The sequence below is a fragment of the Pseudarthrobacter linnaei genome (assembly GCF_055412825.1).
This window is the reverse complement of sequence record NZ_JBVAYX010000003.1, coordinates 196,663-220,142: the sequence shown is the minus strand read 5'-3', so window position 1 is coordinate 220,142 and position 23,480 is coordinate 196,663. Positions and strand designations below refer to the sequence as shown.

Here is a 23,480-nt window from a genome sequence, read left to right as displayed (position 1 = left end):
GGTGAGGTCTGGGCCACGTAGGCTAACTGCAGAACCGTCACATTAATCGGGAGGTAGTTGTGAAGAAAACGGACCGTATTGCCCGTGAGCTGGAGCATTCAGTCAGCACCGGAGTAGAGAACGCCAAGGACTGGGCAACCCCGCGGGTTGAAGCAGCAGTTAACTGGGCCGTTCCGCGCCTGCAGCAGGGACTGGATACCGCTTCCCCCAAGATCCAGGAGGGGCTGAAGTCGGCGGCCTACAATCTCGCCGACGGCGTTGCGACGGTAACCCCCCGTCTGCAGGACGGACTGGCTCACCTCGCACCCAAGATCAACGACGCCGTTGAGGGCGCCACCCCGCGCCTGCACGAGGCGCTGGACAAGGCGACGCCGGCCATCGCCAACGCGCGCGACCGGGTGGTAGTGGAGTACCTGCCGAAGCTTTCGGACCAGATCGGCCTCGCCTCCGACGCCGTGCACCGCACGCTCCAGAGCGCTCCGGGGCATGTGGACGCGGTTGCCCAGCGGCTAGGCGAAGCGGGGATCATCCACTCCGTCCAGGAGCAGGCGAAGACCGCGGGAGGCCACGTCAAGGTCGCCGCGAACAAGGCGAGCAAGGCCGTCAGCGGTGAGCTGGTCCAGAAGAAGAAGCCAAAGCACCGCGGGCTGTTGATCTTCGGTATCATCGCCGCGGCAGTTGCCGCCGGTGTTGCCGCCTGGCGGGCATCCAGGCCGGTCGAGGATCCCTGGAAGACGCCCGCTCCGGTCACACCGGCGCCCGTTCCGGCCACCACAGTCAGCGACGTCAGGGAGTCCGTCAAGGAAGCTGCCGGCCAGGCCGGCGCAGCCACGGTTTCCGCCGCTGACACCGCCGCTGACGCCTCGGCTGACGTTGCCAAGTCTGCCGACGACGCCGCTAACAAGGCCAAGCACGCGGCCGAGGACGCTGTTGAGGACGTCAAGGATGCTTCCGAGGACGCCGCCGAGGACATCAAGGACGCTTCCGCAAAGATTGCCACCGATGCAAAGACTGCCGTCCGGAACATCGCCGCGAGCCGCAACAACGGCACCGACAAGGCCACCGGCAGCTAGGACAAGCTGCGGGCCGCCTGCGGTCAGCCGCTGAGGGAGGGATTCCGCCACCGAGGCGGGATCCCTCCCTTTTTGCGCGCGATGTTTACCAGTTCGTAGCCGGGTCGCTGCCCGGCGCCGGGCTGGAAATACCGCGTTGATGCTAAATTTGGGGGGATGTCACCCGAAAAATCCTCTAAGGATGCCTTACGCGATGCTGTGCACACTCCCGCTGTGTCTATCGTCATCCCGGCGTACAACGAGGAAAGCGTCATACGGCAGTGCCTCATTGCCGCCGTCTACCAGTCAGTCCCGGCGCACGAGATCATCGTCGTCGACAACATGTCCAGGGACCGCACGGCCGGCATTGTCCGGCAGATGCAACTGGAATACCCGGAGAGCCGCATCATCCTGCTCACCCAGGACCGAGACCAAGGCCTGATTCCCACCCGCAATTTCGGCCTCGATCACGCCACGGGGGATATTCTGGGCCGGATCGATGCCGATTCCGTGCTGGAGCCCGACTGGGTTGAACAGGTGCAGAAAGCGTTCCGGGACAAATCCGTCCACGCGGCGACGGGCCCGGTGGTCTACTACGACATGCCCATGCGTCGCTTCGGACTCAAGGCCGATGACAAGATGCGCCAGCTGATGCTGAAACTCGCGAAGCACCAGTATCACTTTCTCTTTGGCTCCAATATGGCCCTCCGCCGTTCCGCGTGGGAAATCATCCGGGCCGAGGCGTGCCGGGATGAAAAGGACGAGATGCACGAGGACATTGATTTGTCCCTGCACCTGGCCGACCACGACCTCCGGATCCAGTACTGGCCGCTGATGGTCTCCGGCATGTCTGCACGCCGGCTGGAAGACTCTCCCCGCGACTACCGCTACTACGTGACGCGCTTTGACCGCACCTACAAAGCCCACAACGTCAAGAAGATGGCGCTCAAGGCCCCCATGGTGGTCTTTTTCTCGGTGTACTTCCCGGCGAAGCTGCTGCGCGCGATCCATACGGTGAACACGGCCCAGCCTGCCCGCCGCGGCGGCCAGTAGCGCCCGGCCCTGAAGGCGCCGTATGTCGCCTTCAGTCCGTCCCCAGCTCCGCAAGCCCTGCGGCAGGGCGCCGCACTCCGCGTGAACTGCGTTGCCCCAGGACGACGACGGCGAGCCCCACGAGGATCATGGCCAGGCCGGCGTAGGTCCCGGCCGGCAGGGTCTCGGACAGGAAGGCGGCGGCGAGCAGTGCGGCCCCCGGAATCTCCAGCAGGATGATCATGGACACCAGCAGCGGACTCATGGTGGCGAGCAGATGGTTGAATGCGGTGTGACCGATCAGCTGGGCGCACACCGTGATCGCCAGGATGCCGATCCAGCCGGCGGCCTCAAACCCTGCCAGTGGCTGCTGCGTGAACAGTGCCAGCACCGCCACGACGGCTGCGCACATCCCGTAACACAGGGTCGTGTAGACGCCCGTCCCCATGGTCTGGCGCGCTTTGCCCCCGGCGAGTGTGTAGACACCGGCCAGGGCTCCGCCGGCCACCGCCAGCAGGTCACCCAGCAGTGCCTCCGGAGAGGTGCCCATGTCGAACCCGGTAATGGCGACGACACCGCCAAACGCGATCCCCAGGCCTACCAGGACCGGCCAGCGGTGTTTGACGCCGCGGAAGAGCTGAAAGACGGCGATCCAGCCGGACTGCAGGCAGACGAGGGCGGTGGCCGCCGCAACCGAGGTCAACTGCAGCGAGGTGATGAAGCAGGCGAAGTGCAGCGCCAGGGCGACGGCCGCAACCAGGGACCAGCGAAATTCCCTGCCGGTGACCCGGCCGAACTGACGGGGGTTGCGGACCAGCACGGGCCCCGCCATGACGACCGACCCGATGGCGTTGCGCCAGAAGGCGATCGCCAGGGCACTGACGGAGGTGGCCCCCAGGGTGGCGGCAATGAGCGGCCCGGACGAGGCCACACCGAGGACGCCCAGTGCGGCAAGGAAGAAGTTCACGATCCAACACTAGTGGGGGCGCGCAACTGCCACCCGGCACGCCTGCACCCTTGACCGTGGCAGGCGGTGGTGCCAGCCTTAAATCCGGTCTCACGTTCATCCACAAAAGGAGACCATCATGGCTTCAACCATTCGCAAGAGCCTGGACAGTCCGGAGGAGACCCGTCCCGTTAAAGACGGCATGGGCCAGGTGGAGCTCGTCAATCTCGACGCTGGTGCCGTGGCACGCGCGACGTTCCTGCCGGGTTGGAAGTGGTCCTTGCACGTCAAGCCCATCGCCCAGACAGACAGCTGCATGGTTGCCCACAAGGGCTACACCATCTCGGGCCACCTCAAGGTCGTGATGGACAGCGGCGAGGAAAACGAGTTCGGCCCGGGTGACTTCGGCATCATCCCGGCGGGGCACGACGCGTGGGTCGTCGGCGACGAGCCATACGTCTTCATCGACTGGCAGGGCATGGACGACTACGCCAAGCCCAAGGAATAAGGAGCCGTTCCCCGGCCGGCAGCCCGGGGGCATGCAAAAGGCCCCGGATCGCGTTTCCGCGATCCGGGGCCTTTCCTATGGTGGAGGCACGGGGACTCGAACCCCGAACCCCCTGCTTGCAAAGCAGGTGCGCTACCAATTGCGCCATGCCCCCATAAGAAGCAACCCGACTATCATACCCCAGTTCGGTGAGCCGTTTTCTGGCCCCCATCCGGGAATCCGGGCTACTCAACCGTATCGGTCGAGTCGCTCCAGACCGTTTTCCGGGTCTCGGATTCCTGCACTTTCTTGTAGAGCAGGACGCCTGCGATCGTAGCTGCAACAACGAGCAACTTCTTCACATGCACCCCGTTCCGGTTCGGCGATAAACAAATATCAACCGGACCTCCACTTGAATCCGTACAGATTCCGTGGGCGTACCAGGACTTGAACCTGGGACCTCTTCGTTATCAGCGAAGCGCTCTAACCGCCTGAGCTATACGCCCCGATGCCTCATCGGGCCGAGATACGACTTTACAGCACATCCCGGCCCGATCTCAAATCGAGGCATTTTCCCGGGAAAATTCCGGGAAAACTCTGGGTTTTAGTCGTCCGTAAGGGTGACGCCGATGCCGCCCACCAGGGTGGCCGAGATGTTGTACAGCACGGCCGAGAGCATCGAGAGCGCCGTCAGCAGAACCACGTTGATGACGGCGATGATGGTGGCGAAGGACGCCACCTGTCCCAGCGAAGCGACTTTCTTCAATTCAAAGCCGCCACCTTCGGAGCCGGCCAGAGTGCCGAGTAGACCGTCGACCTGGTCAAAGATTCCCGTCAGGTCCAGGACCGTCCAGAGCACAATCGCGGCCACGACGGTCACGATGCCCAGGGCCACCGAGAGCAGGAAGGCCATCTTCAGCACGGACCAGGGGTCAACCTTGCTCACCAGCAGGCGTGCGCGGCGGACCTTGGCCTTGGGGGCCGGCTTGATCAGCCCGGTGGTGTTCTGCCCCGGGCTGTTCTGGCCCGGACGTTGTCCGGGGGTGGCCGGGCGCTGTCCGGGAGTCACCGGGCGTCCCTGGACCGGACCCTGGCCGGGCACCTGCGGCCTCTGGGTCGTGCCCGTGGCGCCGCTTGCCACCCCGGGCCGCTGCTCGGGACGGGACGGCGCGCCTACCCGGGGCGCGGCGGCAGGCTGCCGCACTCCGCCGGGAACGCCGCTGTTCGACTTGGGATATGAGTCGGAATTACTCACTCGTTACCTCCGGTGTTGTCTTCGTCCAGCTCGGCATTGCCCGATGACTCATCTGATTCCGGGGCCGGTGCTGATTCTTCCGCTGCGGACCCCTCATGTGATCCGGTATTTTCAGCCAACGTTACGTCATCCGCCGCCGATGCCTGACTTTCGTCAGCATCGACGACATCTTCGCCTGTGTCTTGTCCTTCGGACCCGTCCTCGGTTTCAAGGCCCCGTTCGCTGTTGCGCGCCACCTCGATGATGCGATCATTCTTGTCCGGCTTGGCGAAGATGACACCCATGGTGTCGCGCCCCTTGGCCGGCACTCCCGCCACGGAGGAACGCACCACCTTGCCGCCTTCCATGACCACCAGGACCTCGTCTTCTTCCTGGACAATCAGGGCGCCCACGAGGTGGCCGCGCTCCTCCTGGTACTTGCCGACCTTGATACCGAGGCCGCCACGGCCCTGGAGGCGGTATTCCTCCACAGCGGTGCGCTTTGCATAGCCTCCCTCGGTCACGACAAACACGAAGGAACCGTCCGTGACCACATCCGCCGCCAGCAGTTCATCGTCCTCGCGGAACTTCATTCCGGTGACACCGGACGTCGCCCGGCCCATCGGTCGAAGGGCCTCATCGGTGGCGGTAAAGCGGATCGACTGGCCCATGCGGGAGACGAGCATGAGATCATCCGTCTCCGAGACCAGCTGGGCGGAAACCAGCTCATCGCCGTCGCGGAGGTTAATCGCAATGACGCCCGCGGAGCGGTTGGTGTCGTAATCCTCGAGGCGGGTCTTCTTCACCAGGCCGCGCTTTGTGGCCAGGACCAGGTACGGCGATTGCTGGTAATCCCGCAGGTCCAGCACCTGGGCGATGTGCTCGTCCGGCTGGAAAGCAAGCAGATTAGCCACGTGCTGGCCCTTGGCGTCGCGACCGGCTTCCACGAGCTCGTACGCCTTGGCCCGGTACACCCGGCCGAGGTTCGTGAAGAACAGCAGCCAGTGGTGGGTTGTGGTCACGAAGAAGTGCTCGACGACGTCGTCGCCGCGCAGCTGCGCGCCCTTGATACCCTTGCCGCCGCGCTGCTGCGAGCGGTAGTTGTCGCTCCTGGTGCGCTTGACGTAGCCGCCCCGGGTGATGGTGACGACCATTTCCTCTTCGGGAATCAGGTCCTCCATCGACATGTCGCCGTCGAAGCCCAGCAGGACCTTGGTGCGGCGGTCATCACCGTGCTTGGCCACTATTTCACCCAGCTCGGTGCTGATGATCCCGCGCTGGCGTTCCTCGGAGGCCAGAATCGAGTTGTACTCGGCGATCAAGGCTTCGAGTTCGGAGTGCCGGTCCTGGATCTTCTGGCGTTCCAGTGCCGCGAGCCGGCGCAGCTGCATGTCCAGGATGGCACGGGCCTGGAGTTCATCGATGTCCAGGAGCTGCATCAGGCCGTCGCGGGCCGCTTCGGTGGTGTTCGAGGCCCGAATCAGCGCGATGACTTCGTCGAGCGCGTCGAGCGCCTTGAGGAGGGCGCGCAGGATGTGCGCTTCCTCCTCGGCCTTGCGGAGGCGGTACCGGGTGCGGCGTGCAATGACATCCATCTGGTGGGTGACCCAGTGGCGGATAAACGCATCCAGGCTCAGTGTGCGGGGCACCCCGTCGACGATGGCCAGCATGTTGGCCGCGAAATTGTCCTGCAGCTGGGTGTGCTTGTAGAGGTTGTTCAGCACCACCTTAGCGACGGCGTCGCGCTTGAGCACGATTACCAGGCGCTGGCCGGTGCGTCCCGAGGTTTCATCACGCAGGTCCGCGATACCAGAAATCTTGCCGTCCTTGACGAGCTCGGCAATCTTGATCGCCAGGTTGTCAGGATTGGCCTGGTACGGCAGCTCCGTAACCACCAGGCAGGTGCGACCCTGGAGTTCCTCCACGCTAACCACAGCACGCATGGTGATCGACCCGCGTCCCGTGCGGTAGGCGTCCTCGATCCCCTTGTGGCCCAGGATGGTGGCGCCGGTCGGGAAGTCGGGTCCCTTGATGCGCACGATCAGCTCTTCGAGCAGTTCCTCGCGGCTTGCGGTCGGGTTGGACAGGTACCACTGCACGCCGTCGGCAACCTCACGGAGGTTGTGCGGCGGGATGTTGGTGGCCATGCCGACGGCGATGCCCGAGGAGCCATTAACCAGCAGGTTAGGGAAACGCGCCGGCAGGATGGTGGGTTCCTGGTTTTTTCCGTCGTAGTTGTCCTGGAAGTCGACGGTTTCCTCATCGATGTCGCGGACCATTTCCATGGCCAGCGGGGCCATCTTCGTCTCCGTATAGCGCGGCGCAGCAGCGCCGTCATTGCCGGGAGAACCGAAGTTGCCCTGGCCGAGCGCCAGCGGGTAGCGCATCGTCCAGTCCTGGATCAGGCGGACCAGAGCATCGTAGATGGCGGTGTCGCCGTGCGGGTGGTACTGGCCCATGACCTCGCCGACCACGCGGGCACACTTGTTGAAGGACCGTTCCGGGCGGTAGCCGCCGTCGAACATCGCATAGAGCACCCGGCGGTGGACCGGTTTGAGGCCGTCGCGGACGTCCGGGAGGGCGCGGCCCACAATCACTGCCATCGCATAGTCAAGGTAGGAACGCTGCATTTCCGTTTGCAGGTCCACCTGTTCAACGCGGTCGGTCAACACCTGGGTGTCAATTACCGTGCCCTCGAGAACGGGCTCGGCACCGGCCGGGCCAGCCGGAACTTCTGGTGTTTCGTCACTCATAGTCTATATTTTCCGTTTCAGGTATATATCAGTTCGGGAATATTTAGGGCCTTGGCGCTAGATATCGAGGAACCGAACGTCCTTGGCGTTCTGCTGAATGAAGTTTCGGCGCGATTCGACGTCTTCGCCCATCAGGGTGGAGAAGGTCTGGTCCGCCGCCAGGGCATCGTCCATAGTGACCTGCAGAAGGGTGCGGTGATCCGGGTCCATGGTGGTGTCCCACAGTTCCGTGTAGTCCATCTCGCCGAGGCCCTTGTAGCGCTGAATGCCGTTGTCCTTGGGGATGCGGCGGCCGGCGGCCTGGCCGGACAGCAGCCGCGCGTCGCGTTCCCGGTCGCTGTAGACGTAGTCGTGCGGGGCATTGGACCACTTGATCCGGTACAGCGGCGGCTGTGCGAGGTAGACGTAGCCGTTTTCGATCAGCGGGCGCATGTAGCGGAACAGCAGGGTCATCAGCAGGGTGGTGATGTGCTGGCCGTCAACGTCGGCATCGGCCATGAGGACGATCTTGTGGTAGCGCAGTTTGCTCAGGTCGAAGTCCTCGCCGATCCCCGTACCGAACGCGGTAATCATGGACTGGACCTCGGCGTTGCCCAGGGCCTTGTCCAGCCGGGCCCGTTCCACGTTCAGGATCTTGCCGCGCAGCGGCAGGATGGCCTGGGTTTCCGGGTTGCGCCCGCGTTTGGCCGAGCCGCCGGCGGAGTCGCCCTCCACGATGTAGACCTCGCACTTCTCGGGGTTTTTCGAGGAACAGTCGGAGAGTTTGCCGGGCATGCCAAAGGATTCCAGCGGGCTCTTGCGGCGGGCGTTGTCGCGGGCCTTGCGCGCTGCCATCCGGGCCTGGGCTGCCGAGATGGCCTTGCGGATGACGTCGCGGGCCGGGCCGGGGTTGCGTTCGAGCCAGTCGCCCAGTCCGTCCGTGACGACGCGCTGGACGAAGCCCTTCACCTCGGAGTTGCCGAGTTTGGTCTTGGTCTGGCCCTCGAACTGCGGCTCGGCCAGCTTGACCGAGATGACTGCCGTGAGGCCTTCGCGGATGTCGTCCCCGGTGAGGTTGTCATCCTTCTCCTTGATGATGCTCTTCTCCCGCGCGTAGCGGTTGATCAGCGAGGTCATCGCGGCGCGGAACCCCTCTTCGTGGGTGCCGCCCTCGTGGGTGTTGATGGTGTTGGCGTAGGTGTGGACGCTCTCGGAGTAGGCGTTGGTCCACTGCATCGCCATTTCCAGGGCGATGTGCCGTTCCTTGTCCTCGGTTTCGAACGCGATGACGTCCTCGTGGACCACATCGACCTTCTTGCCGGAGTTGAGGTGTTTCACGTAGTCCAGCAGACCGTCGTCGTACTGGTACACGACGGTGTGGAACTCGGCCGGGACTTCACCTTCGGTCGGTACGGCGTCGAGGTCCAGGTCCCCGTCCTCGGACGGTTCCTCGGTGGCGCGCCGCTCATCGGTGAGGGTGATCCGCAGTCCCTTGTTCAGGAAGGCCATCTGCTGGAAGCGTGCGCGGAGCGTTTCGAAATCGAAATCCGTGGACTCGAAGATGCTGGCATCCGGGTAGAACGTCTGGGTGGTGCCGTTTTCAGTTGTCTCTTCACCCTGGATCAGGCCGCCTTGCGGTTTGCCGCCGTCGGCGAAGGACATCCGCCAGACGTGGCCCTGCCGGCGGACCTCGGTGTCGACGCGGCTCGAGAGAGCGTTGACGACGGAGATGCCCACGCCATGCAGGCCGCCGGATACGGCGTAGCCGCCGCCGCCAAACTTGCCGCCCGCGTGCAGGATGGTCATTACAACCTCCACGGTGGGCTTGTGCTCGGTCGGGTGCATGTCGACGGGAATGCCGCGGCCGTTGTCGACCACCTTGACCCCGCCGTCCGCCTGCAGCACGATTTCGATGTGGGTGCAGTACCCGGCGAGGGCCTCGTCCACCGAGTTGTCCACAACTTCATAGACCAGGTGGTGCAAACCGCGCGGTCCGGTGGAACCGATGTACATGCCGGGACGTTTCCGGACAGCTTCCAGGCCTTCGAGCACCGTGATGTCGCTGGCGCCGTAGCCGTGGGGAGTTGCGGCTTCCGGCGGGGTGTCCGCCGTTCCCGCCGCTACTGGTTCCACTGCCGGGATCTCTGCATTGTCGTTAGCCACAGGCGCTTTCGACTCCTCTTTTTCGTTATAGGCGGGCCGTTGCCCCTTCCCGGAGGAAACAGCCACAGCCAACGGGCACGTCACTGATGCCACCGGTTGTGATGCTGGCTCGAGGATCCGTCTACCGCACGCGGATATTGCGTCGGAAACGGACTCAGTCAACGTTTCACCGGCGCCCAGTTATCTTCCACGATTCTACCGTGTTATAGGGACTAAACCCGCATTCCAGAGGGCCAAACGGGGAGGAAAGTACCGCTGGGAGGCCACCGGCTCCACCTGGAAGGCTCCAGGACTACCGGATGCGGGTTCCTATACGACTCCGGCGCGTCTGAGCGCCCTACACGCCGTTTGGGGATTTTTCAAGAGTTTTGCAAGGAGTGCTTCAGATCTGGTGGTGCCGGGGCCCGCGGCAGCGATGCAGAGCCATCCGGAGTTATCCGTAAGTGTCCCGGGGGCCGCGTCCGTTGACGGTCCGGCTGCCCTTGCGCCAGCTCGGCGCGGCCGGTCCGAGGACCTGGATCTTGGTCACGACGCCGTCGCCGAGTTCGGTGCGGAATTTCTCCAGCAGGCTCAGGCTGAGCAGGCGCAGCTGGGTTGCCCAGGCGGTGGAATCACAGCGGACGTGGAGGGTCGTGTCGGTAAAACTCTCCGGGGTGCAGTGGGCGGAAATCTCCGGTCCCACGAGTGTGGCCCACTCGGCCATCACCGACCCGACGGCGACCGGGGAACTCCAGCCGCGCTCCGCGACGAGACGGCCAACCACCTTGCCGAGCCCCATCGGGTCCCGGCCGGTGCCGTGGAATTGTCCGAAGCCGCGGGTGCTGCCGGAACTCCGGCCAGTCTTCTGCGGGGTGCTGCCTGGCCGCGGCGGGGCCTTGCGCCGGATTTCTCCGCGGGACGCAGCCGCCTCGCGCATCCTGTTCAGTGCCGACTGGGCGGCGTCGATGTCGTCGGGATCCCGGCCCGGCTGCAGGCCGCCGTCGGTATCCTTATTCATCGATTCCTCCCGGGATTACCTTCACCCGCCGCCCGGCCAGTTCGGCCGGGATATCGGCCTCGACGGCGGCAGTCACGAGCACCTGCTCGGCGCCGGATACTATTGCGGCCAGTTTACGCCGCCGCTGGACGTCAAGCTCGGCAAAAACGTCGTCCAGTATCAGGATCGGGGCGGATCCTCCGGTCCGGGCGTCGTCGAGCATCACATAGTACGACGCCAGCCGCAGGGACAGGCACATGGACCACGTCTCCCCATGAGAGGCATACCCCTTCGCGGGGGCTTCCCCCAGGACCAATTCGAGCTCATCGCGGTGCGGGCCAACGAGGGAGATTCCGCGTTCCAGTTCCCTGCGCCGTGAGGAGGCGAAGGCCCGGACGTAGCGTTCGGTAAGTTCGTTGACGGAGAGCAGCCGGAGGTTCTCGGCGGCCCCGGCAGCGTCCGGGCCCGAACCGGATACGGATCCACGACGCAAGCCGGCTTCCGGCACGACACCGTCGTCCTCCACGGCACCCTGCAGCGTGGAATGGTAGATGGCACCCGCTTCCTTGAACCCGTCGGTCAGTTGGGTGTAGGAGTTCCTGAGGTGGGGCCGAAGCAGTTCCACTAGTCCGAGCCGAGCATGCAGCAGCTCGGCGCCAGCCCGGGCCATGTGCTGGTCCCAGACGTCGAGGGTGGCCTCATGCCCTGTGCTGAACTTTCCGGCGCGGGCGGACTTCAGCAGCGCGTTGCGCTGCTTCAACACCCGGTCGTAATCGCTGCGGGTGGCCGCGTGCCGCGGGATGAGGCTGACCAGAAGCTCATCGAGGAAACGGCGCCGGCTGGACGGATCACCCTTGACCAGGGCCAGGTCCTCCGGAGCGAACAGGACTGTCTGGCAGATACCGAGGATGTCCCGGGCCCGGACCGGATTGCTGCGGTTGATCCGGGCGCGGTTGGCGCGGGAACTGTTGATTTCCAGTTCGAGCACGGTTGACTGTTCGCCGCGGACCAGTTTCGCGCGGATCATGGCCCGTTCGGTGCCGAACCGCAGCAGCGGCGCATCGGAACTGACCCGGTGTGAACTCAGAGTGGCCAAGTATCCGATGGCTTCCACCAGGTTGGTTTTGCCGATCCCATTTGAGCCGACCAGCACCGTAACCCCGGGTTCCAGGCGGAGCTCCACCTGTTCATAACTGCGGAAATCTGTGAGCGAAAGTTGTTCTAGATACACGCCGGGTCAGGACTTCAGGGCAGGACTACTTGGCCGGACGGGTCGCATGCCCGCCAAACTGGTGGCGCAGCGCGGAAACCATCTTCATCGCCGGGGAGTTGTCCTCGCGGGAGGAGAAGCGGGCAAAGAGTGCTGCCGTGATGGCGGGGGCGGGCACGGCGTTGGCGATGGCCTCCTCCACCGTCCAGCGGCCCTCGCCGGAATCCTCGACGTAGTCGTCAATGGATTCCAGGCCGGGGTCCTCATCGAGGGCCTTTACCATGAGGTCCAGCAGCCAGGACCGGACGACGGTTCCCTTCTGCCAGGCCCGGAACGTGCCGGGAAGGTCGGTGACGATGTCCTTGGCGGCCAGGAGTTCGTAGCCTTCTGCATAGGCCTGCATGAGCCCGTATTCGATGCCGTTGTGGACCATTTTGGCGTAGTGTCCGGCGCCGGTCCCGCCCACATGGACGAAGCTGTCGGCGCGTTCACCTTCGGGACGAAGGGCATCAAAGACGGGCATTGCCCGTTCGATGTCCGCGGCGTCGCCGCCGGCCATCAGCCCGTAGCCGTTCTGCAGGCCCCAGACCCCGCCGGAAACACCGCAATCAGCGAAACGGATGCTCTTTTCCGCCAGTGCTGCCCCGTGTTTCTGGTCTTCGGTGAAGCGGGAGTTGCCGCCATCGATGACCAGGTCGCCGGCGTCGAGCTTGCTGCCAAGTTCGGTGATCACGGCGTCGGTGATCTCGCCGGAGGGCACCATCACCCAGATCAGGCGCGGTGCCGGTACGGCGGCGATCAACTCGTCCACGCTCGCAACGTCGGTGATGTCGGGGTTGCGGTCAAAACCGGTGACGACGATTCCACCCGTGCGCAGCCGTTCGCGCATGTTGAAACCCATTTTTCCAAGGCCGATCAGTCCAATGTGCACTTAGATGAACTCTTTTCTGCGCTGGGGTGTTTCGGTGGTGGCGCCAGCCAGCGGGGCCTAGCTGTTCCAACGGATCTACCGGAAAGCAACTGCCGGCTAGTTGGGGAGACGGACCGGCATGACGAGATAACGGTAATCTCCCTGGTCCTCGCCGTCGGCCTCCTGCTGGGCCGTGATCATGGCCGGCTTGGGCGCACTGGTGAAGGAGAAACGCACAAACTTGGTCTCAATGACACTCAGTCCCTCGATCAGGTAGTGCGGGTTGAAGGCAACGGTGATGTCATCGCCGGTGAGCTGGGCTTCGAGTTCTTCCGAGGCCTGCGCGTCTTCACCGGTTCCGGCGTCGAGGTGCAGTTGGCCCTGGGTGAAGGCGAGCCGGACCGGGGTGTTGCGTTCGGCCACGAGGGAGACTCGGCGCACGGCCTCGACCAGTTCCGAGGTCTGCACGGTCGCGTGGATCGGGGTGGATTCAGGGAAGAGCGAACGGATTTTGGGGTAGTCCCCGTCGACCAGAAGCGACGTTGTGGTTCGCCCGCCGCTTTCGAAGCCGATGAGCCGGCTGTCGTCTTCGGCAAGGGCAAGGTTGATGTCGCCGCTGCCGCCCAAGGTCTTCGCGACTTCGTTGAGCGTCTTGGCCTTGACCAGCGCGCTGGTGGAGATGCCCGGGGTGACGGGCTTCCACGGGACCTCACGCATGGCGAGCCGGTAGCGGTCTGTGGCCAGCAGCGTGATGAGGTCGTCCTCGATCTCCATCCGCACACCGGTGAGGATCGGCAGGGTGTCGTCCTTGCTCGCCGCGATGATCACCTGGGAAACAGCCTGGGCGAATGAGTCGCCCGGGACCGTACCGCTGATCGGCGGCAGCGCCGGCAGCGGGGGGTATTCGGCTTCCGGCATGGTGGCCAGGTGGAAGCTGCTTCGACGGCAGCTCAGGGTGACTTTGTTGCCCTCGGTTTCGATCTCGACCGGTGCGGATGGCAGGCTGCGGCAGATTTCGGCCAGCAAGCGTCCTGAGACCAGAATTGTGCCCTCGGTGGTGATGTCGGCAGCGATTTCGAGCCTGGCTGAAGTTTCGTAGTCGAAGCTCGAGAGGCTCACCGTCCCGCCTTCAGCCTTGAGGAGCAGGCCGGAAAGTACGGGTACTGGCGGCCGTGGAGACAACGACCGGGCGGCCCAGGTCACGGCTTCTGCCAGGACGTCCCGTTCGACTCTGAACTTCACGGAAGGGTGCCGCCTTTCATTGCTGCTGTCATCACTGGTTGCCGGGCCGTGGGCCCGGCAGGGAATTACAAAAGATGTCCAGGACGGACACACTGCAGACAGCTTAGCCGCAAGAAGTGTGATTCTCCCATCTCCGGGTTACATCCGTGTGGTTCGGTCCAGCCGGCCCGGTGCCGGTTTCTGGCCGGGGGCCGGGACGGTTCCGGGACGTGTGCGGGTGTCGATCGAAGTTGTTATTTGAGGGAATTTCATTTTCTAGGGATTAGTAGTGTTAATAACTGCTGTGGATACTGTGGATAACCCTGTTTGGCCGTGCGATGCCGCGGCTAAGCCCTGTTCATGGATTGTGGGCGGAGCAGGTTTTAAACAGGGTGTGGATGGGGATAACATTTTTGGCCGTTCCGCTGATCCACAGGTGCCTTAAGGGTTTTAAGCCCATTAACCGCAGTTGTCCCCTTAACTATCCACAGGCTTGTCCACAGGTGCCTGTTAATAAGGTAAGAGTGCGCGGCCGGTCAGGTCAGGAATCAGATCAGGAATTACGCTGCTGCTGCTTGATCCGGTTGGTCAGCTCGGTCACCTGGTTGTAGATCACTCGGCGTTCGGCCATCAGTTCACGGATTTTGCGGTCCGCGTGGATGACCGTGGTGTGGTCGCGGCCGCCGAGTTCCTGCCCGATTTTGGGAAGGGACATGTCGGTGAGTTCGCGGCACAGGTACATTGCGATCTGCCGGGCGGTTACCAGGGTCCTGGTCCGGGACTTGCTGCAGAGTTCTTCCATGCTGAGTTTGAAATAGTCGGCCGTCTGGGTGAGGATCTGCGCGGAGGTGATCTCCTGGGCCCCGTCATCGGTGATGAGGTCCTTGAGCACCATCTCGGCCAGGGCGACGTCGACCGGCTGGCGGTTCAGGCTGGCGAAGGCAGTGACGCGGATCAGCGCGCCCTCGAGTTCGCGGATGTTGCTGGAGATCTTCGAGGCGATGTATTCCAAGGCATCGTCCGGGGCGGACAGGCCCTCGCTGAGGGCCTTCTTGCGAAGGATCGCGATCCGGGTTTCGAGTTCCGGCGGCTGGATGTCCGTCAGCAGGCCCCACTCGAACCGAGATTTCATCCGGTCCTCGAAGCCGGCGAGCAGCTTGGGTGGCTGGTCGGAGGTGATGACCACCTGCTTGTTGTTGTTGTGCAAGGCGTTGAAGGTGTGGAAGAACTCCTCCAGCGTCCGGTCCTTGCCGGCGAGGAACTGGATGTCGTCAATCAGCAGCACGTCCACGTTGCGGTAGGTCGTTTTGAAGCTGGTGCCTTCATCGTCACGGATGGAGTTGATGAAGTCGTTGGTGAATTCTTCGGAGTTCACATACCGGACCCGGATCCCGCTGTAGAGCCGGCGGGCATAGTGGCCGATCGCGTGGAGCAGGTGGGTCTTGCCGAGGCCGGAATCACCGTAGATGAAAAGGGGGTTGTAGGCCTTGGCAGGCGCTTCGGCAACCGCGACGGCCGCGGCGTGGGCGAAGCGGTTGGAGGAACCGATCACAAAGGTGTCGAAGACATATTTTGGATTGAGCCGGCCAAATTCGTGGGAAGTGCTGGGCAGCATCGGCTGCGGCTTCAGCTCGACGGAGGGATCGGCCGCCAGGGACAGCTCGACGGCGGGCTCCGGCTCCGTGTGGAGCGGCACCAGATCGGTGTCGACGTCGATCGCGCAGCGGATTTCGTCGGAGAATACTCCGCGGAGGGCGTCGTCGAGGGCTTCCTTCACCTGTGTCTGCAGCACTTCGCGGGTGAGCTCATTCGGCACGGCCACCAGCAGGGTGGACCCGATCAGGCCCTGGGCCTGGGCCAGAATGACGAAGCCACGCTGCCGTGGTGACACACGGTGATCGTTCTCCAGCAGGCTCACGACCCGGCGCCAGGAACTTCCGACAGTGTTGGCTTGGTTGGCTTCGTCTACTGTCATCAATCAGTTCCTCAAACTTGCTTGCCTTCATTACCTGCAGCCGCGCGGGTCGATCCAGCGCACTGGACCCCGGATAATCCACAGGGTTATGCACAGTCCGTGGATAATGGGCTACTGAGCCACTGTAGGGGATCAAAAGGGCAGAAGATAGCTGGGATCTGTCCTGTGGATAATCACATCGTTGTAGTTCGAAACGGGGTGCGTGATGCACTTCATCCACAGGCTGTCGCGGCACTTAGCCACAACTGTGGAAAGTCTGCGGCGCGACCCCCGGTTTGACTCGGGAGGGCGGCAAGCCCTAACGTTGTGAAGTCCCATGTGTACGCTTTTCGCCTCATTTGAACCTCGCCCGACGCCCAGCGTCTTGCGAGTCGAGGGAAGCGGCACATACAAAACTTAGCGTCGACCAGTTCTTCCCCTTGATCGGGTGGGCGCACCTTTGATCCCACTGGAGTAACTAACGTGAGCAAGCGGACTTTTCAGCCGAATAACCGCCGTCGAGCCAAGAAGCACGGCTTCCGCCTTCGTATGCGTACCCGTGCCGGCCGTGCCATCCTGGCAGCCCGTCGTGGCAAGGGTCGCACCGAGCTGTCGGCCTAAATAACTGACTCGTCGGTCCACATCCCTGTGCGAGTGTAAAGGTGCTGGCCACCCGCAACCGTCTGAGGACATCAACCGATTTTTCAACAACCGTACGTTCCGGTGTCCGCAATGGACGCCGGAACGTAGTGTTATATACGGCAGCTCTCGCTGCCGGTGAACCAAGCCGGATCGGATTCATCGTTTCCAAGAGTGTCGGGAACGCTGTTGTCAGGAACCTCGTTAAGAGGAGACTGAGAGAAGTCGGCGCCTTGTCGTTGCAGCAGTATGGCAGCGGATTCGCGATCGTGGTCCGGGCCCTGCCCGCCTCGGCGGATGCCAGCTTCGAGCAGCTGCGGTCAGACTATGACGCCGCCTTGGAAAGCAACATGAAACGGCTGGGCAGCCGCCTTCCGAAGGCTGCTTCTTCAGTTTCCTACGAGACAACACAGGAAGGGACCCCGCGTGCATAACTCAACTGCCGCCGTCGTCCCTCCTGCAAAATCCGCAGCATTATGGCTGGGCCGGGCAGTCTGGAACCTGCCCCGCAATATCCTCATCCTGTTGCTCCTGGCGTACCGCAAGGTGGTCTCACCGCTGTACGGCCAGGTCTGCCGCTTCTTCCCCAGCTGCTCGGCCTACGCCCTTGAGGCGATAACTGTCCACGGTGCGGCCAAAGGAAGCTGGCTGGCGGCCAAGCGTCTGGTGCGCTGCCATCCCTGGAATGCCGGCGGTGTGGACCATGTCCCCGCCGGTGACTGCGAGTGGCCCGCAGGCCGAACCCCCACAATTGTTGTGCTGAACAATCCGGACAAATACCTGGCTGCTCAGACTGATGGAGAAGGCCGCTCTGCGGCCTAACGAATAGGGATATCGTATGGATTTCTTTGAAACAATCATGTTTCCGTTCAAGTGGCTTGTGTCCGCCATCATGGTGGTCTTCCACGACGGCCTGAGCTCCCTCGGCATGCCCGCCGCCAACGGCTGGACGTGGACGCTGTCCATCATCGGGCTGGTGCTGGTGATCCGGGCCGCCCTGATTCCCGTATTCGTCAAGCAGATCAAGGCCCAGCGCGGCATGCAGCTGCTGCAGCCGGATCTGAAGAAGCTGCAGGACAAGTACAAGGGCAAGACCGACCAGCTGTCCCGCCAGGCCATGGCCCAGGAACAGATGGCCATGTACAAGAAGCACGGCACCAACCCGTTCTCGGCGTGCCTGCCCATGCTGATCCAGATGCCGTTCTTCTTTGCCCTCTTCACCGTGCTGTCCGGCATTACGTCGGCGGCCAACAGCGGCAAGGGCATCGGTGCCATGAGCCACGAGCAAGTGGTTCAGTTCGACAAGTCCAGCATCTTCGGCGCCCCGCTGTCCGCGACGCTGCTGCACGGCACCCCTCCCGGCGGCAACGTGGTCGCGGTGTGGATCCTGTCGATCGTGATGATCCTGGCCATGACGGCCTCGCAGTTCATCACGCAGAAGCAGATTATGGCCAAGAACATGTCCGAAGAGGCGATGGCCAGCCCGTTCATGAAGCAGCAGAAGATGATGCTCTACATCCTGCCGATCGTCTTCGGTGTGGGCGGCATCAACTTCCCCATCGGCGTGCTGATCTACTGGACCACCACCAACCTCTGGACCATGGCGCAGCAGTTCTTCGTGATCCGCCGCATGCCGACGCCGGGATCCCCCGCCGCGAAGGCCCTGGCCGACCGCCGTGCCGCCAAGGGCCTGCCGGCGCTGCCCCTGACGGGCGCCAAGAAAGCCGAGGCCGAGGCCGCTGAAGCTGCCGCCGCCGCGGCCCTCGTGGCCAAGAGCCAGCGCGTCCAGCCACAACGCAAGAACAGAAAGAGGAAGTAATGTCTGCCGAAGGCACCGAACACGCTATTTCCACTGAAGCCATCGAAGAACAGGACGGCGCCCTGGGTGTGGTCCAGCAGGCCGAGCACGACGGTGACTCAGAAGTCGGTGCCGATGACGCCGAGGGCTCCGGGGACAAGGGCAATTCGGCCAGCCGCCTGGAGGAAGAAGGCGACGTCGCAGCGGATTATCTCGAGGAACTGCTGGACATTGCGGACATCGATGGCGACATCGATATTGAAGTACGCAATGGCCGCACCTACATCTCAATTGTCGCTGAGGAAGAGTCGGCCGGCCTCGACAGCCTCGTAGGCAAAGACGGGGAAGTCCTCGAAGCCCTGCAGGAACTGACCCGGCTTGCTGTGCTGTCGGCTACGGAAAACCGTTCCAGGCTGGTGCTGGATGTCAACGGCTACCGCTCGGAGCGTGCCGGGGAGCTGCAGAAGATTGCCGAAGAGGCTGTCACTTCAGTGAGGGAACACGGTGAGACCGTGGCCCTCGCCCCGATGAGCGCCTACGAACGGAAGATTGTGCACGACGCCGTTGCCGACCTGGGGCTCATCAGCGAGTCCGAAGGCGAAGGCGCTGACCGCCACATCGTCGTTTCCGTAGACTGAAGCCAACGGATATGTCGATGGTTGAGATTACCCCCGCCGAACTGCAGGCAGCAGAGAAGATTTTTGGGGACCGGCTGGACCTGGCCAGGCGCTATGTGGAACATCTGGCCACATCCGGAACGGAACGGGGCCTGATCGGGCCCCGCGAAGTGCCCCGGCTGTGGAGCCGCCACGTGCTGAACTGTGCCGTCATCGAGAGCCAGATTGCCGAGGGAAGCCATGTGGCCGACGTCGGCAGCGGCGCCGGCCTTCCCGGACTGTGCCTGGCCATTGCCCGGCCGGATTTGGAACTGACCCTGATCGAGCCCCTCGAACGCCGTGTCATCTGGCTTCAGGAAGTCGTGGATGACCTCGGGCTCGATAACGTGACGATCATGCGCACTCGCGCCGAGCTGGCGGTTGGTATGGTGGATGCCGATGTTGTCACGGCACGCGCCGTTTCCGCCCTCTCCAACCTCGCAGGATTGACCATTCCGTTGCTGGCGGGCAGAGGTGAAGTTGTCGCAATCAAAGGCCGCAGCGCCGGCGAGGAAATCGAAAAGGCCGCCAAGGTGATCCGGAAGCTTGGCGGTACGCAGACTTCCGTTGTACTGGTGGGAGAGGACCTCCTCGAAGAACCCACAACCATTGTCCGAATCGTTGTGAATAAGCCTCAAAAGATTGCCTAGCATCAGCCCGGTGCCCTTGGACGCCAAGGGTAAGAGGTTAGGCTAGTAACCGGCATAAAGAGCCGAACGAGAGTGAGTGTGTCACAGTGACCAGTAGCGAAGCCTCCACACAACGGATTCCCCCGTTTGTGTCCCTGGGGTCCGCACGGGCCTTCGCTGCGCCCACGGTTGCTCCCGCTTACTCCGGAAATCGCACGGTTTCGGTTGCGAAAAACATCGGCATCGCGGGTGTTTCACGTGAAACATCTGTTGCAGCCCCCGCGAACGTCCTGGATTCCATCGACGATTCCAGCCCCATCGCCCGCGAGCTCGCCCGTGAAAACAAACGCCGGGAACGTCTTTTGGGCCGCGAACTGCCGAAGCCGGAGAAGACCCGCATCTTCACCGTCTCAAATCAGAAGGGTGGCGTCGGCAAGACGACCACGACAGTCAACATCGCCGCCGCCCTGGCAGCTGCCGGCCTCAATGTGCTGGTCATCGACATCGATCCGCAGGGCAACGCGTCGACTGCCCTCGGAATTGAACACCACGCCGACGTTGACAGCATTTACGACGTGCTCATCAACGACATCCCGTTGCAGGACGTTGTAGCACCCTGCCCGGACATCGCCAAGCTGATTTGCGCACCTGCCACCATCCACCTCGCCGGTGCCGAGATCGAACTGGTCAGTCTTGTGGCCCGCGAGCAGCGCCTCCGCCGTGCGATTGACGTATACGCCAAGGAACGGGCGAAGAACGGTGAGGAGCGGCTTGACTACATCTTCATCGACTGCCCGCCGAGCCTGGGGCTGCTGACTGTCAACGCCTTCTGTGCAGCCAGTGAGGTGCTCATCCCGATCCAGTGCGAGTACTACGCCCTTGAGGGCCTGAGCCAGCTGCTGAAAAACATCGAAATGATCCAGAAACACTTGAATGCGGATCTGGTCGTGTCCACAATTCTTCTGACCATGTACGATGGCCGCACAAACCTTGCCGCTCAAGTGGCTGCAGAGGTGCGGGAGCACTTCCCCGAACAGGTCCTCGGCGCCGTCGTCCCCCGGTCGGTGCGCATTTCCGAAGCTCCCAGCTACCAACAGACCGTGATGACTTATGATCCCTCATCCAGCGGGGCCCTGTCTTACCTGGAAGCCGCAGCCGAAATCGCGGAACGTTAGAATCTTTTCGAGAATTGCAATAGCTAGAGCCCGGTGATGCGGGGCTCTTCCAATGGAGGGATTTATCCATGAGCGATAAGCGACGCGGCCTCGGCCGTGGACTTGGGGCACTGATTCCAAGTTCCGCTGCGGCTTCCGGCAATGGGTCGGCGCCGTCCCGTCCCGTGGATCTGTTCTTTCCGGAGGCCCGAAAGCGGACACCGGCAGCCGAGGTAGCGGCCACGCAAGAACACTCCACAGTTCCCGAGGCGGAAGGAATTGCAAAGCTGCAGGCGCCCACCTCCACACCGTCACCGGCGGGACCCTCCTCCAATGGGCCGGACGCGAAGACTGTTCCCGGGGCCAAGAGGACAACGGTACAGAAGACATCTCCGGCCAAGGGTGAGACGCAGGCCGCAGCAACTAAGTCTGCCGCCGAGAAGCCGGCAGTCGACCGGACTGTTCCCTCACCGGAGGACCAGGGTGTCGACCTCGTTGAGGTGCCCGGCGTCCGGTTTGCTGAAATCCCGGTCACCGACATCCACCCCAACCGCAAGCAGCCGCGTTCAGTCTTCGATGAGGACGACATGGCGGAGCTGGTTCACTCGGTTCGCGAAATCGGTGTCCTGCAGCCAATTGTTGTCCGTACTTCAACTGAAGAAGGTGGAGAACCATACGAGCTCGTCATGGGCGAGCGGCGCTGGCGGGCAGTACAGGCCGCGGGACTGGAAACCATCCCCGCCATAGTCCGCGATACGACCGATGACGACCTCCTCCGCGATGCCCTGCTGGAAAACCTGCACCGGAGCCAGCTGAACCCGCTCGAAGAGGCTGCCGCATACCAGCAGCTACTGGAGGATTTCGGCACCACCCACGAGCAACTGGCCGACCGTATTGGACGTTCACGTCCCCAGGTGTCCAATACGCTCCGGCTGCTCAAGCTTCCGCCGCTGGTCCAGCGCCGTGTAGCTGCCAGTGTCATCTCTGCCGGACACGCACGCGCACTCCTGGCACTTCCGGATGCTGCCGCCATGGAACGTCTGGCGCAGAAGATCGTCGCCGAAGGCATGTCTGTCCGCGCGACGGAAGAGGCCGTGACGCTGTATCAGAATCCGTCGGGCACACCGAAGAACAACATTCCGCGTCCCGGGGCGCGGCACGAGCGTCTGGACTACCTGGCCTCCTCGCTCTCTGACCGGCTCGACACCAACGTCAAGATCTCCCTTGGTGCCCGCAAGGGCCGAGTCAGTATTGAGTTCGCGAGCGTGGAGGACCTCAACCGGATCATGGATGTTTTGTCGCCGGGAGCCTCCAGCTAACCGACCCGCGTCGTCGAAGGGACCTGTTTCACGTGAAACAGGTCCCTTTGTTGTTGGCCGGGGTGCGGTCCGCTGCGGCAGTGTGCTTGTTTGTACGCGCTGGAGACCGTACGGTGCGCAAGGAAACTGCCCGCCACTGCAGAAGTCTTCCGCTCTGGGCAAGAAGGTGGCTTCTCTCCGGAACCTGCAGGTGTTGCGCTCTCGCCGCACCCCGCGAAGCAGCACGAACCAGGGGTTTGGCGCCTGGTTAGAGCCCGACCGGTACTCATTCCGGCATCGCATCGGCGGTGGCGCCTGATCGCGCTGCCGCTAGTGAGGGAATTTGCACCGTTGATTATGAGGCAAGTGCTGCATTACGGCAGGCTCTAAAAGCGGACGGTCCGTCTCCAGTTTTCGAAGCCACCGAGCCCGATCCCCTGTGGGCATGCCTGCAGGGCCCCTAATCCGCTGTTTGCTGGCACCGGCTCGCTCAAACTGTGCGTGCCGCGGTACTGGGTGATTCCTAATCTGGCAGCTCGGGCTGGACAGGTATCCGGACGTTTCACGTGAAACAAGGTTGTTCACCGGGACGTGGGGATTTGAACAAGATGTGGTCTCCCTGCCTCGGAACCTCGCCGGGGTGGAAGGCCAATTTTTTCCCGAGTATGGCTGGAGGAGCCTCGGACACATATTCCTGAGCAGCTGAGGCGACCAGCGGCTTTCCGGGACGTAACAGAGAATCCGAATACCGTGGCATTCCGCTCGCCCTGTTTATACGGGAACATTCGCCTGTAGAGCCGAGAGCCGCGATTGGCATTCAACTAAGGGTGGCTGATGAAATTGTGTGTCCGGAAGCCAGGTTTCACGTGAAACATGCGGAGCCGTGGTGTAGGGCGCTCCCTAGCCGGTTTTTGCGCAATCATTGGTCTTTTCTGCAGGGCACGCCTCGGGAAGGAGCTCCGCGCCATACCGGTGGAAGCGGCCCTGCCGTTCGCGGATGCCGGTGCCGCGTGGGCGGCTTCGCATGCCGGAAAGGTACGGATTGTGCCGATGACTCCCCCAAAGGGCTCCACGGGGCCTGTGGAGCCTTGTACGGCCCGTGGCGCGAGTGTCCCTGGTATTACCTGGTCCACGAATCCATAGCTTGGTACTGCCGGTCGAGGAGCTCACACCCCCAACCCGCCGGCCCTGGAATTCTCCTGACCGATCCGCGAAGGCTGGCATCTTCATCAGCTCGGCATGCCGCGTCACGGACTACTGGTCCAGCGCTATCGGCGCCGCCGGCCTGGCATGGAGTGATGTACCGAGGGAACGGCAGCCTTGGTGAAGTCCGGCAAAGCCGCTGCCGGCAGGCGGCTCCGCGGCCATCAGGGGACACCTGGGTTCTAC

At 63.0% G+C, this 23,480-nt stretch carries 21 protein-coding genes and 2 tRNA genes; 11 read left to right on the top strand and 12 right to left on the bottom strand.

Annotated elements, in window-relative coordinates; all coding sequences use genetic code 11:
• Positions 1-59: 59 nt before the first annotated feature.
• Entirely contained in the window at positions 60-1,073 is a 1,014-nt protein-coding gene (locus tag ACZYZ3_RS04805; RefSeq protein ID WP_463962689.1) for a hypothetical protein, read from the top strand.
• Positions 1,074-1,229: 156 nt separating this feature from the next.
• Positions 1,230-2,105 carry a glycosyltransferase family 2 protein gene (locus ACZYZ3_RS04800; RefSeq protein WP_463962688.1) on the top strand — a complete coding sequence of 292 codons (876 nt, stop codon included), beginning with the start codon at positions 1,230-1,232 and terminating at the stop codon, positions 2,103-2,105.
• A 31-nt stretch (positions 2,106-2,136) separates the two neighbouring features.
• Here ACZYZ3_RS04800 and ACZYZ3_RS04795 read toward each other — a convergent pair whose 3' ends face one another.
• A complete protein-coding gene (locus ACZYZ3_RS04795) occupies positions 2,137-3,051 on the bottom strand; it encodes a DMT family transporter (protein WP_463962687.1) in 915 nt (304 codons plus the stop codon).
• A gap of 118 nt (positions 3,052-3,169) precedes the next feature.
• Between ACZYZ3_RS04795 and ACZYZ3_RS04790 the strand changes: the two genes are divergently transcribed.
• Positions 3,170-3,538: a cupin domain-containing protein gene (locus ACZYZ3_RS04790; protein ID WP_463962686.1), complete on the top strand. Its 369-nt coding sequence runs from the start codon at positions 3,170-3,172 to the stop codon at positions 3,536-3,538.
• Between the two features lie 78 nt (positions 3,539-3,616).
• Here ACZYZ3_RS04790 and ACZYZ3_RS04785 read toward each other — a convergent pair.
• The 11 genes from ACZYZ3_RS04785 to dnaA form a co-directional block, all read right to left on the bottom strand.
• Positions 3,617-3,692: transfer RNA gene (locus ACZYZ3_RS04785), tRNA-Ala, on the bottom strand.
• Between the two features lie 70 nt (positions 3,693-3,762).
• A complete protein-coding gene (locus tag ACZYZ3_RS04780; RefSeq protein WP_463962685.1) occupies positions 3,763-3,879 on the bottom strand; it encodes a DLW-39 family protein in 117 nt (38 codons plus the stop codon).
• Between the two features lie 70 nt (positions 3,880-3,949).
• A tRNA-Ile gene (locus ACZYZ3_RS04775) sits at positions 3,950-4,023 on the bottom strand.
• Positions 4,024-4,121: 98 nt separating this feature from the next.
• Entirely contained in the window at positions 4,122-4,772 is a 651-nt protein-coding gene (locus ACZYZ3_RS04770) for a DUF3566 domain-containing protein (RefSeq protein ID WP_463962684.1), read from the bottom strand.
• A complete protein-coding gene (gene gyrA / locus ACZYZ3_RS04765) occupies positions 4,769-7,504 on the bottom strand; it encodes a DNA gyrase subunit A (RefSeq protein ID WP_463962683.1) in 2,736 nt (911 codons plus the stop codon). Before gyrA ends, ACZYZ3_RS04770 begins: the two co-directional genes overlap by 4 nt.
• A gap of 57 nt (positions 7,505-7,561) precedes the next feature.
• On the bottom strand, positions 7,562-9,646 hold the full coding sequence (gyrB, locus tag ACZYZ3_RS04760) for a DNA topoisomerase (ATP-hydrolyzing) subunit B (RefSeq protein ID WP_463962682.1): 2,085 nt from the start codon (positions 9,644-9,646) through the stop codon (positions 7,562-7,564).
• 433 nt (positions 9,647-10,079) lie between these two features.
• Positions 10,080-10,643: a DciA family protein gene (locus tag ACZYZ3_RS04755; protein WP_463962681.1), complete on the bottom strand. Its 564-nt coding sequence runs from the start codon at positions 10,641-10,643 to the stop codon at positions 10,080-10,082.
• Entirely contained in the window at positions 10,636-11,853 is a 1,218-nt protein-coding gene (gene recF / locus ACZYZ3_RS04750) for a DNA replication/repair protein RecF (protein WP_463962680.1), read from the bottom strand. Before recF ends, ACZYZ3_RS04755 begins: the two co-directional genes overlap by 8 nt.
• Before the next feature lie 25 nt (positions 11,854-11,878).
• Positions 11,879-12,763, bottom strand: a complete 885-nt coding sequence (gene gnd, locus ACZYZ3_RS04745; RefSeq protein WP_463962679.1) for a phosphogluconate dehydrogenase (NAD(+)-dependent, decarboxylating) — start codon at positions 12,761-12,763, stop codon at positions 11,879-11,881.
• A gap of 96 nt (positions 12,764-12,859) precedes the next feature.
• Positions 12,860-13,984 (bottom strand): DNA polymerase III subunit beta, encoded by a 1,125-nt coding sequence (gene dnaN, locus ACZYZ3_RS04740; protein ID WP_463962678.1) that lies wholly within the window; start codon positions 13,982-13,984, stop codon positions 12,860-12,862.
• A 532-nt stretch (positions 13,985-14,516) separates the two neighbouring features.
• Positions 14,517-15,938: a chromosomal replication initiator protein DnaA gene (dnaA, locus tag ACZYZ3_RS04735; protein WP_463962677.1), complete on the bottom strand. Its 1,422-nt coding sequence runs from the start codon at positions 15,936-15,938 to the stop codon at positions 14,517-14,519.
• A 462-nt stretch (positions 15,939-16,400) separates the two neighbouring features.
• On the opposite strand from dnaA, the gene rpmH reads away from it, so the two are divergent.
• The 8 genes from rpmH to ACZYZ3_RS04695 all read left to right on the top strand — a co-directional run bounded on the left by rpmH (position 16,401) and on the right by ACZYZ3_RS04695 (position 22,112).
• A complete protein-coding gene (rpmH, locus tag ACZYZ3_RS04730; RefSeq protein WP_003800212.1) occupies positions 16,401-16,538 on the top strand; it encodes a 50S ribosomal protein L34 in 138 nt (45 codons plus the stop codon).
• 41 nt (positions 16,539-16,579) lie between these two features.
• On the top strand, positions 16,580-16,990 hold the full coding sequence (gene rnpA, locus ACZYZ3_RS04725) for a ribonuclease P protein component (RefSeq protein WP_463962676.1): 411 nt from the start codon (positions 16,580-16,582) through the stop codon (positions 16,988-16,990).
• Positions 16,983-17,378 carry a membrane protein insertion efficiency factor YidD gene (gene yidD, locus ACZYZ3_RS04720; protein ID WP_463962675.1) on the top strand — a complete coding sequence of 132 codons (396 nt, stop codon included), beginning with the start codon at positions 16,983-16,985 and terminating at the stop codon, positions 17,376-17,378. The genes rnpA and yidD overlap by 8 nt, the downstream gene beginning before the upstream one ends.
• A 16-nt stretch (positions 17,379-17,394) precedes the next feature.
• A complete protein-coding gene (yidC, locus tag ACZYZ3_RS04715; RefSeq protein WP_463962674.1) occupies positions 17,395-18,375 on the top strand; it encodes a membrane protein insertase YidC in 981 nt (326 codons plus the stop codon).
• A complete protein-coding gene (locus ACZYZ3_RS04710) occupies positions 18,375-18,992 on the top strand; it encodes a Jag family protein (protein WP_463962673.1) in 618 nt (205 codons plus the stop codon). Before yidC ends, ACZYZ3_RS04710 begins: the two co-directional genes overlap by 1 nt.
• A gap of 17 nt (positions 18,993-19,009) precedes the next feature.
• Positions 19,010-19,660: a 16S rRNA (guanine(527)-N(7))-methyltransferase RsmG gene (gene rsmG, locus ACZYZ3_RS04705; protein WP_463962672.1), complete on the top strand. Its 651-nt coding sequence runs from the start codon at positions 19,010-19,012 to the stop codon at positions 19,658-19,660.
• 86 nt (positions 19,661-19,746) lie between these two features.
• Positions 19,747-20,814 (top strand): ParA family protein, encoded by a 1,068-nt coding sequence (locus ACZYZ3_RS04700; protein ID WP_463962671.1) that lies wholly within the window; start codon positions 19,747-19,749, stop codon positions 20,812-20,814.
• Positions 20,815-20,882: 68 nt separating this feature from the next.
• On the top strand, positions 20,883-22,112 hold the full coding sequence (locus tag ACZYZ3_RS04695; protein ID WP_463962670.1) for a ParB/RepB/Spo0J family partition protein: 1,230 nt from the start codon (positions 20,883-20,885) through the stop codon (positions 22,110-22,112).
• Positions 22,113-23,480: the final 1,368 nt, after the last annotated feature.